Genomic DNA, 9,949 nt, shown 5'->3' with positions numbered 1-9,949 from the left:
GCGTGTACAACCGGAGGTTGGACATGCAGCATTCCGCTGCAAAAGCGGCCCGGGCGCGCATTTCCCGGCCGGCCCGACGGCGCAACGCAAAAAAGGATCCGCCTCACACCGAGGCGAACCCTTCTTGCGTGGCAACAACGGCGCTTAACGGAACCGGTACGTCCAGAACCGTTCCGTGCCGAACCGCTGCTGCAGCTCCTTGTCCGATAGCGCGTTTTTGCCGAGCAGCTCCGCCGCCTGGAACTGGGAGCGGTGCGCCGTAATGGCGGCTACCTTCTGCTTCAGCGTGCCGCGGACGTCGTTTACGACGTCGGCGCGGCCGATCTCCTGCTCGTGGTCGCGCGCGAACGCGCTGCAGAGCACCCTCGGACGCCCGCCCTCGGGCAGCTTCGCGACGGCCCGGACGACGGCGGCGCCGGTGGCGTCATGGTCGGGATGCACGGCGTAGCCGGGATAAAACGTGTACACGAGCGACGGCTTGACCTCGTCCAACAGCGCCGCGATGCGACCGTCGATCAGCGCCGCCTCTTCGAACTCCACCATTTTATCGTGGAAGCCGAGCAGGCGCAGATCCGTGATGCCGATCGCGGCGCAGGATTCCTCCAGCTCCGCCTTGCGGATGAGCGGCAGGCCGACCCGGTTCGTGAACGGCGGGACGCCCATGTTGCGGCCCATCTCCCCGAGCGTCAGGCAGGCGTACGTCACCGGCGTGCCTTCTTCGATATGTTTCGCCAGCGTCCCCGAGAAGCCGAAGGCTTCGTCGTCGGGATGCGGCAGCACGACCAGAATGCGGCGTTCCATCTCGTTGCTCCTCTCCTTCCCCATCAGAACGGCTCCCGGCTCAAGTGCAGGGCGACGACCAGCTTGCCTTGGCTGTCGTGGCCCGCCAGAATGAGCCGCTCCGCGTCGGTCTCGTCGTAATGCGTCAGCCCCTCGGAATAGACCCAGCCGTGAGGCATCTTCAGGCCGACCCGGTACGGGCCGTCCCCGGAGATCGCCCCGTGCGTATAACGGACGACGGCATTGGTGACGAACGTCGCCGCCGGATGCTTCGTGCTGTCCAGATGCGCGGCGTACGCCCCCGTCGTCATTTCTAAATGTAGGTATAACTCCTGGTCCTTCAACCGGTCGATCCGCTGTTGGATGACCGCTTCGTTGATCGGCTGCATGGGCCGCTCCCTCCCTTCCAAGCGTCGCGACGTCGGTCGCCATTTCATTATAGCCCTTCGCCGCTAGACTTCCAAAACGCCTCGCCGGAACCATGAAAAGAAGCCCCTAAGCCGGATCCGACTTAGGGGCTGCCCTCGTGGGCCTGCTATTAAGCTGTTCTGGTAAAGTTCATTTTATCGAAATTGCCGACGTACAGCAAGCCGTTCGTCGTCGAACCCTTGAACACGACGCAGATCGTCAGCTTGCCGGTCACGAGCTGATCCAGCTTCGCGGTGGCGGTGTTGTAATTATCCCATGCGCCGCCCGTATTCGGCAGCTTGACCGTGCCGATCACGTCGCCGTTCTTGTCGTTCAGGCGGATCTCCGCGACGACGTCGTTCGGCGCCCGGTTGGACGGGGAGTCGTAGTCGATCGATATCGACAGGGCCGTTCGTCCTGTCGTCCAAGATGATCAGGACGGCCGAATTATTGAAGGTGTTCGTCGTATTGCCGACGTGTTCCACCTAGACCTGGTTCACGCCTTAGGGGATTCGTCGCGGTTCGGCATAATTCCTGCTTGTTCGCTTCGCGTGGCGTGGAAAATGATTCCAACGGCGGAGCGCGGTGCGCATGCGAGCTAGAGGAAGGTGCTTGAGGAGGAAGTTACGAATGAGCGCGGGAGTATGAAGTCGTACTCCTATAGACACGTTATTGGTTGTATATATGGAACGAAAGCGTTATTTGCTAGCGCGGCTCGCTTCAACTTCGCCGACCGTCTAGGGTGCATAATAAAAAGAACTCCCGCTGTGCGGGAGTTCTTTTATCGCGCTTCCTATTGGAAGCCGGAATACCTTGCGTCTCCGCCTTTAACCGAGTCCGTTATCTTTGCTTGTCTTGTAGGCGTACGTGACATGTTCCTTCTTGCCGTCGCTGTAAACCAAATCGATGGAATCGATGACGATATATTGAAGCGCTCCCTGATAAGTGAATAATTTGTACACGATCAACGTATCGTTCGGAGCGACCGGACCGACATATTTGACCGCGAACTTATTGTTGCCCGAAATCTCGTCGTACGAAGGGTCCCCGACCGGGTTGAGCGTCCGTAGGTTGACGGTATAATAATTAATCGTTTTTCCCGTCAAATTCGCGGCCATCCACGTCAACGTTACGCCATCGGCAGAATTGACATGATAATTAAACGTTTTGGGTGCGCCAATTTTTTGTTTCGAGGCAGTCGCCGGTTGGGAGGCGGCAGTCGAAGCGCTTGCGCTTTTCTTTCCGGTATTTAACGTAATCTTCCCGGTTGCCGGATTATATCCGGTCTCGGCATGAAAGTAGTTCTTGGCGACGCTAAGCGGTATGTAAGGCTTCCCGTCTACGATTTGAACGGGGATGCTCGTCTGCGTTCCGTCGATCCAAAGCGATGCGTTGTTCGAAGCGTATACGCCCAGCATAAAAGAAGACATAAGGATCGCGACCGCGGCAAAAGCAATCGCAACTTTCTTTTTCAATTTTGTACCTCCGTTGGATGATGTCTTAATATCTTGTAACTATTTTCCTATGCATTCTATCAGATGCAAGACTAAAGAGCTATCTTTTTTTGAGATTGCCGCTGGAAATCTATTTACGCGCAAAAAGAGACGTCCGGATAGTCGGACGTCTCTTCGTTGCCGCCGCTGGGTCAGTGGCGCATCGTAATCCGCGCGATCGGAACCGGTTAGTTCACGGTCGAGGCGGTCTCGAACAGGTTCGGATACACGGCCGCAACGCCGCCGGAAAGGTTCTTCAGCACGCTGCGGCTGACCTCGTCGGCCACGATTTCGTAGCTGTCCGCTTCCAGACCGTCCACGGCGATTTTGGCGATGTCGGCGGGACTCGATTTGGGCGCTTGGATATCGGCGGTCATATCGGTGTCCATGAAGCCGACATGGAGACCGGCGACGCGAACATTCCGCGGTGCCAAATTAAGCCGCAGCACGTTCGTCATGCCCCACTCCGCCGTTTTGGCGGCCGAATACGCGCCCGCTCCCCCGGTGGCAAACCAGGACAAAACGGACAGAATATTAAGAATCGCCCCGCCGCCGTTGCGTTCGATGACCGGCGCAAACGAGCGGACCATCGCAAGCGTGCCGAACACGTGCGTATCGAATTCCACGTGCATCTTGGACAGATCGTCTTCCAGCAGGGAACCGCCGGTCGAGCTGCCCGCGTTATTGATGAGCAGCGTTACGTCCTTCGCGGTTTCCGCCGCCGCGGCGACCGACTTCGGATCCGTGATATCGAGCTGCAGCGGAATGGCCCCCGGAATATCGACGGCTTGCGGGTTTCTCGCGCCCGCGTACACTTTTGCCCCCCGGGCGACGAGCTCGCGTGCAAGCTGAAGGCCCAAGCCTCGGTTCGCTCCGGTAACGAGCGCGATTTGGTTCGCGATGTTCATGGATGATCTCTCCTCTTAGCGTTATGGGTTAGTCATGGCTTGTTGGCGATCGGATTAGTCATTTTGGAATGACCATTCTTTTATTTAGAAAAAAAGATGTCCATCTGAGATGAACATAGCCAAGCACATTATCCTGAGATTGGTGTCTATATCTGCGAAACCCGCGACTTTTTATGAGAACAATCATTCCCGAAATGGTAGATGCCGATTGCCTTTCCCATATGCATCATACCTTATTTAAGAATAAACGGTCAAGTATTGATGTTATCATTCTCTCTCCGACTATTATGAGCGAACGTAAAGCTTTTCATCCTTGGCCAACGATCGCTCGGCATCATTTCCGATCCTGCGCGTGCGGGCGACGGTATTTCGCGTATTGCTTACACCCATGCATGAGGGATATAAAGTTCCTCTAGACGCATGATTTCATCCGGCGTCAATCGCACCGACAATGCCGCCACCGCATCTTCGATATGACCGAGCTTGGTCGCCCCGATAATCGGCGCCGTAACCCCGTCCTTCTGCAGCAACCACGCAAGCGCGATCTGCGCGCGAGGAAGACCTCGGTTAGCCGCGACTTCCGACAATCTTTCCACGACTTTGCGATCCGCTTCTTCCGATTTGACGAACAGCCCCTTCGCGACCTGATCCTTCTCGGATCGCGAGGTCTGCTCGTTCCAATCGCGCGTTAACCGGCCTGCGGCCAAAGGCAAGTATGGCGTGATGCCGACGCCTTCGTCTTTGCAAAGCGGAAGCATTTCTCTTTCTTCTTCCCGATAGAGCAAGTTCAGCCGGTTTTCCATGGACACAAATCGCGTCCAACCCTTGCGCTCCGCGGCATGCTGCGCTTTGGCAAACTGCCATGCCAGCATGGAGGAAGCCCCGATGTATCTGACTTTGCCGGTCTTGACTAAATCATGAAGCGCCTCCATTGTCTCTTCGATGGGCGTATGCGGATCCCAACGATGGATCTGGTATACATCGACGTAGTCCGTCCCAAGCCGTCTGAGGCTGTTATCGATCTCGGTCATGATCGCTTTGCGGGCAAGCCCCGCGGCGTTCGGTCCTTTGCGCATCGGAACGAATACCTTCGTACTGATGACGAATTCGTCGCGGCGGCCAAAGTCCTTTAACGCTCTGCCGAGAATTTCTTCGCTGGTCCCGTCGGAGTACATATTGGCGCTGCTGAAAAAATTGATGCCCGATTCGATGGCCTTCTTGATGATCGGCCTGCTTTGCTCCTCATTCAGCGACCATGGCGTATTGCCGCGTTCCGGCACCCCGAAGCCCATGGTTCCCAGGCTTAATCTGGACACCTCTAATCCGCTGCGTCCAAGTTTGGTATATTCCATTGCAAACCCGCTCCTCTGTGATGCGATTTTTAGTTGACGCATCAACCATGAATGCAACTTTAACACCTTGTTGTTGACATGTCAACAGTGATATCATACAGGCATGAATACTAACGAACTCCGCGAAGATGAATTACGATTGTGGAATATGTGGAAGGGCTCCTATAAACGCATCTTCGGTCGCGTCGTAAAAGAGATGTCCGAACATACCGGATTATCCGAAGGCGACTTCGGAGTATTAGACCGGTTAGTTCAATTTGGCGACGGTCAGCTTCGTCAACAGGAGCTGGCGCACTCGATGGACTGGGATAAAAGCCGATTATCTCACCATTTGACGAGAATGGAAAAACGGGGGCTTGTCGAGAGAAAGCCTATGGACCTTGACCGCGGCGTCCAGGTCGTCATTACCGCCGCCGGACAAGCAGCCTTGCGCGAGGCCCTTCCCATCGTGTCAATGGCGATACGCAAGCATTTTCTTGGTCCGTTAACCCCGCAAGACATCGAATCGATTACGAAGATGGCGGAACGCTCAAAAGAGCAACCCTAACAAACGCAAACGTCGCTTCCCCGGCGGGGAGCGAACGAGGAGAATTTATGAAGCCTACCGACTTTTTACCGATTATCCTTGGCAGCGACGAGAACGCCTACGGCAACGTCAGACTGATCCATGAAACGTACGGGATCAAACCGCTCCTGCTCTGCACGCGGCTGTTGATTCCGACCATGCACAGCAACTTGTTCGATCTCGTCCAGATCGATCGTTTCGACCAGGAAGACGTCTTCCCCGGCGCGTTGTCGGCCATCTTGAAGCAGCACGCCGCCCCGAATCGGAAGCTGGTCGTCATTCCGTGTTCGGATTATTATGCGGGGATGCTGTCCCGCCACTATGACGCGTTCGACGGCTTGATCGCCAACCGCTTCCTCTCCGGCACGCTGCTCCAAACGCTGGATACGAAGGACAAGTTCTACGAGCTGTGCGAGAAATTCGGGCTGGACTATCCGAAGACGGTCGTGTGCGAACCGAACGAGCGGGAAGACGCCCTGAACCGCATGGATTTTCAATTTCCGATCGTCGTCAAACCGGAGAACAGCAATGCATACGAGTACCTGTACTGCCACTTCGAAGGCAAAAAGAAAGTGTTCTTCTTCAATACCCGCGAGGAATACTTAACGATGGTCCGCAATATAAACGCCTCCGACTACAAAGGGAAGCTGATCATCCAGGAGTTTATTCCCGGCGGCGACAGCGCCATGCGCGTGATCAACAGCTATTCGGACGACAACGGCCGCGTGAAAATGATGTGCCTCGGCCAGCCCGTGCTCGAAGAGTACGCGCCGAAGACGCTCGGCAACTATGCCGCGATCATTAGCCGTTCCGATATGGCCATCTACGAGAAGATCAAGACCTTCCTGGAGAACATCGGCTATGTGGGCTTTTCCAACATCGACATGAAGTTCGACAGCCGCACGGGCAAGTACATGATGTTCGAAATCAATCCTCGCCTCGGCCGAAGCAGCTTGTTCGTCCGGGCCGCGGGGTTGAATATGCTCCAGGCGCTGATCGATCAAGTCGTCTATGGCAAAGAGTCCGACTGCGTCTACGGGCGAGCCACCGCGATGTGGACGAACGTGCCGAAGAAGGTCTTGAACCGCTACGTCACCGATCCCGCGCTGTCCTCGGAGATTAATCGGCTCTACCGGGAGAAAAAAGTGATCCGGTCGCTCTGGTACAGCAAGGATCTGAACGCCAAGCGGATTCTCAGCGTCTCGCGTTACTTCTACGGTCACGTCCGCAATTATCAGCGTTATTACTTCGATAAAGGACAAGCTTAGTGGCGCGGAGCGCATCCCGAAATAAAGGCAGCCGGTCGATTCGACCGGCTGCCTTCGTGTTAAGGATGAGGCGACGCGTTTCTTGTCCGTCGCGTTGATGTACCCTGCGGGTCCCGCAATCGCCCTCGCATTTTTTTAGGCTTCGTTAAGCGCGGCATCGTCCAATTGAAGCTGCATCCGCATCCCCCCGTACGAGCTAAACTATCTTGCCTGTTAGTTGAACAAAGGCGGCAGCCCATCGTTTCTCCGACAAAAAAATTTTAAACTCGACTGACATACCGTTGTCAGTCGCGTTTTTTATAATAGGAGTACGTTTCCCTTGGGAGCAGAAGATCCAAGCGATGGATTCGGGCTCAAACGAATAGGAAACGGGTCTTGTATTCTGTACGATTGGAAGGATGGTATCTCGTGAATTTTGCTTCTGTACGCATCATTACCGACGACGTGGATCGTCTCGTCGCGTTCTATGAGAACGTCTTGGGGGTTACGGCGGAACGCCCCGCGCCCGTCTTCGCCGAGCTCGTCTTGCCCTCGTGCACCCTGGCGATCGGCCACTCCCAGACGGTGCAGCTGTTCGGCGCCGGTTCCGCAGAGGCGGCCAACAATCGCACGGTCATCCTCGAGTTCCGCGTCCACGATGTCGATGCCGAATACGAGCGCTTGAAGCCGCTGGTCGGCGAGTGGGTAAAGGAACCCGCCACGATGCCGTGGGGGAACCGCGCCGTACTGTTTCGCGATCCCGACGGCAACCTGGTGAACCTCTTCGCGCCGGTGACCGAGGAAGCGATCAAACGGTTCGGCGGCAGACGTTGACGGACAGTTGAAGTGAGCGAGGCGAAGTCTCCCGGTTCGTTAGTTTAGTGGCCGCGCCTTATAAAACGAGACCAGAGACCACGACACCAGGCTGCCGATCTTGCCGGCAGCCTGGTGTCGTTGCATGCATTCGTTATGGGCCGGGGTCACCTGTCACGGTTCAAGATAAAATCCACGATCGGCTTGGGATCCGGCAGTCCGTGCGGGTGGTGCCCGCCCCCTTCCTTGCCGAACACGGCGATGATGTCCCGCTTGCCGTGTTTTTCGTAGAAGTCGGCCAAGAGTTTGCCGTTTTCCTCATAGGGTACGCTGGTGTCGCTGTCGCCGTAGACCAGCACCACCGGGATGTCGTGCTCGGCAAGCGTGCCCATCTTGTCCATGGGATGGCCGCGGAAGCTCAGCATCTCCGACGCGGTCAGGCCGAGCGCGTCCAGCACTTCCTTGACCGTTTCTTCGTTCCTAGCAGGCTTGTTGTAGCCGAGCGGGGCGCTCAGCAGATTCATGGCCGGCGCGTCGAGGTACAGCACCGACACGTAGTCAGGGTACAGGTGGGCGAAATTCACCGAGGCCACGCCGCCGGCGCTCATCCCGATGGTCACGAACCGGCGGGACAGGCCGTATGCCTCGGCCAGGAAATCCACAAAGTCCCGGCGCATATGCTGGTCGTCGTCGGTCCCCCACCGGTTGCCGTTCTTGATGTAGGAGAGGTGGTAGCCGTGCTCGACGAGCGAAATCGCGGTGTTGGGGAAGGCGCCGAAATACTCCATGTACATGACCATTTTGCCGCCGTCGGACTTGAATGAACGCGTCGTGGGCTGTATCAGTATGCACTCGCGGCCCTTGAACGTGAAGTCCAGCCGGGTCAAGCCCTCCCATTCGGAAATTCTAACACCCGCCGTCATCGGAATCGTCCTTTCTGTCGTGCCGTATTGTAGATTGGCCCGTTGATGGATTCGGTTCCTCGTGAATCACGATGAGGTTCCCGAATGGGTCCCGGAATTTCAGAAACCGCCGTCCGTCCTCGTCCGCTACAATCCCGCCTAGGATTTCCGTGCCGGATCCTTCGGCTTTTCCGGCTAGTCCTTCAATATCGATCACCTCTACGCCTAAAACAGGATACTCCTCGCCGCCCACGGTAAAGTTCGCGGTCGTTTCGTCCTCCGTCTTCCATAGAAACAAGTTGACACGATTCCCAAGCCTGAGGGACGCAAAATCTCCGAAATTCCCTTCCGATTCCCAGCCAAAAACGTCGGTGTACCATTCGACGGCCCGGTTCAAATCCGTTACCGGCACTTGAACGTGACTGATTACAGGGTGCTCTATCATCTCAACGACTCCTTCTAGTTACCGGCTCTCTCTGGCCTCGCATGCCCAGTAACGATTTCCATAGGGATCATAATCGCAACCTTATATTACCATATCAGGGAATGGATTGATTTAAATTTTGAACGACTACTTTCCGTTGCGATGGATAAAAGCTGCCATTTGTTCGACGCGTTCTCCTGCCTCCGTCTTCGGCCCGAAACTTGTTTGCCGTCTCCCAGACAATCGGGAACTCTTGTCATTCCGCTTGACTTAAACCAAGGTTTAAATCGTATGATATTCCCGTCGACAATAAATATGGAGGACTCCACATGAACTATTATTCCATTGGCGCGGCAGCCGCTCAATTACATATACCAGAATCAACCATTCGTTATTATGAGAAAAAAGGGCTGCTTCCGCTAATTGAGCGCGATCATGCGGGCAGGCGGTTATTTATTTTCCGATTTGCCGCGCGAATCAATTAAAAAAGCAGCCTCGACAGGCTGCTTCATCCGGTAACGTAATCTGTGGTTTAATTAAACGTCACAACTATCACATATCTTGACAAGCATTACATTGAATAATTCATTTTCTTAATTGAGGATAAATCCTATGGTATGAAAAAGAACATCAGAAAAATCAATAAACTCCCCGTACTAAGGATAACAATGGCATTGAATAATGACTTAAATATCCGCACTACGGAACTATTAATGTCCCGATTATAATCCCATGTTACTACGTAGGTCAGAATGAGATAACCGACTAGTATGACGACTCCAATAAACTTCGAAATCGTACCTGGACCTATGTACCCTTCCCTAAAACGGTGATGATATTCGAAACCGAATATCGCGATGTAAGAACAGAGAAAGGCGATTGTCGTAACACCCGATGAAAGCAGCAGCAGCAGATATTTCCACTTTGATTGTTTTAGCGGTGTCAAAGTACTCATTCAACCCCTACTTATGATCGTCGGTTCCATTTTATCACAATTCCATCATGCATAACTGCCCATTAGCGCAACGATGGCAGCCGATCATTCCGAGGACGGCTG

At 54.9% G+C, this 9,949-nt stretch carries 11 protein-coding genes and 1 pseudogene; 4 read left to right on the top strand and 8 right to left on the bottom strand.

Annotated elements, in window-relative coordinates:
• Window positions 1-144: 144 nt before the first annotated feature.
• From bshB2 to BMZ79_RS31005, 6 genes are all read right to left on the bottom strand, one after another.
• Complete coding sequence (gene bshB2, locus BMZ79_RS31030) at window positions 145-801, bottom strand: bacillithiol biosynthesis deacetylase BshB2 (protein WP_090648387.1); 657 nt, start codon at window positions 799-801, stop codon at window positions 145-147.
• Window positions 802-824: 23 nt separating this feature from the next.
• Window positions 825-1,169 (bottom strand): YojF family protein, encoded by a 345-nt coding sequence (locus tag BMZ79_RS31025; RefSeq protein WP_090648384.1) that lies wholly within the window; start codon window positions 1,167-1,169, stop codon window positions 825-827.
• Between the two features lie 149 nt (window positions 1,170-1,318).
• Window positions 1,319-1,525 (bottom strand): carbohydrate-binding protein, encoded by a 207-nt coding sequence (locus tag BMZ79_RS31020; protein ID WP_256253278.1) that lies wholly within the window; start codon window positions 1,523-1,525, stop codon window positions 1,319-1,321.
• Between the two features lie 490 nt (window positions 1,526-2,015).
• Window positions 2,016-2,663, bottom strand: coding sequence for a hypothetical protein (locus BMZ79_RS31015; protein WP_090648380.1), 648 nt, complete (start codon window positions 2,661-2,663; stop codon window positions 2,016-2,018).
• Window positions 2,664-2,869: 206 nt separating this feature from the next.
• A complete protein-coding gene (locus tag BMZ79_RS31010; protein WP_090648377.1) occupies window positions 2,870-3,589 on the bottom strand; it encodes an SDR family oxidoreductase in 720 nt (239 codons plus the stop codon).
• Between the two features lie 380 nt (window positions 3,590-3,969).
• Window positions 3,970-4,941 carry an aldo/keto reductase gene (locus BMZ79_RS31005; protein WP_090648374.1) on the bottom strand — a complete coding sequence of 324 codons (972 nt, stop codon included), beginning with the start codon at window positions 4,939-4,941 and terminating at the stop codon, window positions 3,970-3,972.
• Window positions 4,942-5,044: 103 nt separating this feature from the next.
• Here BMZ79_RS31005 and BMZ79_RS31000 point away from each other — a divergent pair, with 103 nt between their 5' ends.
• From BMZ79_RS31000 to BMZ79_RS30990, 3 genes are all read left to right on the top strand, one after another.
• Complete coding sequence (locus BMZ79_RS31000) at window positions 5,045-5,488, top strand: MarR family winged helix-turn-helix transcriptional regulator (RefSeq protein ID WP_090648372.1); 444 nt, start codon at window positions 5,045-5,047, stop codon at window positions 5,486-5,488.
• 47 nt (window positions 5,489-5,535) lie between these two features.
• Window positions 5,536-6,774, top strand: coding sequence for a carboxylate--amine ligase (locus BMZ79_RS30995; protein ID WP_090648369.1), 1,239 nt, complete (start codon window positions 5,536-5,538; stop codon window positions 6,772-6,774).
• A 408-nt stretch (window positions 6,775-7,182) separates the two neighbouring features.
• Window positions 7,183-7,587, top strand: coding sequence for a VOC family protein (locus BMZ79_RS30990; RefSeq protein WP_090648367.1), 405 nt, complete (start codon window positions 7,183-7,185; stop codon window positions 7,585-7,587).
• A 146-nt stretch (window positions 7,588-7,733) separates the two neighbouring features.
• Here the strand turns inward: BMZ79_RS30990 and BMZ79_RS30985 are convergent, their stop codons facing one another.
• Both BMZ79_RS30985 and BMZ79_RS30980 read right to left on the bottom strand, forming a co-directional pair.
• Window positions 7,734-8,453, bottom strand: a complete 720-nt coding sequence (locus BMZ79_RS30985; protein ID WP_143089182.1) for an alpha/beta fold hydrolase — start codon at window positions 8,451-8,453, stop codon at window positions 7,734-7,736.
• A gap of 19 nt (window positions 8,454-8,472) precedes the next feature.
• On the bottom strand, window positions 8,473-8,913 hold the full coding sequence (locus tag BMZ79_RS30980) for a VOC family protein (RefSeq protein WP_090648361.1): 441 nt from the start codon (window positions 8,911-8,913) through the stop codon (window positions 8,473-8,475).
• 308 nt (window positions 8,914-9,221) lie between these two features.
• Between BMZ79_RS30980 and BMZ79_RS30975 the strand changes: the two are divergent.
• Window positions 9,222-9,347, top strand: a pseudogene (locus tag BMZ79_RS30975) (MerR family DNA-binding transcriptional regulator); the annotation flags it as partial.
• Window positions 9,348-9,949 lie beyond the last annotated feature (602 nt).

It is taken from the genome of Paenibacillus sp. UNC496MF (assembly GCF_900113915.1).
GTDB classification, from domain to species: domain Bacteria; phylum Bacillota; class Bacilli; order Paenibacillales; family Paenibacillaceae; genus Paenibacillus_Z; species Paenibacillus_Z artemisiicola.
Note: the sequence above shows the minus strand (reverse complement) of the source record. Positions and strands in the feature narration are given on the sequence as shown.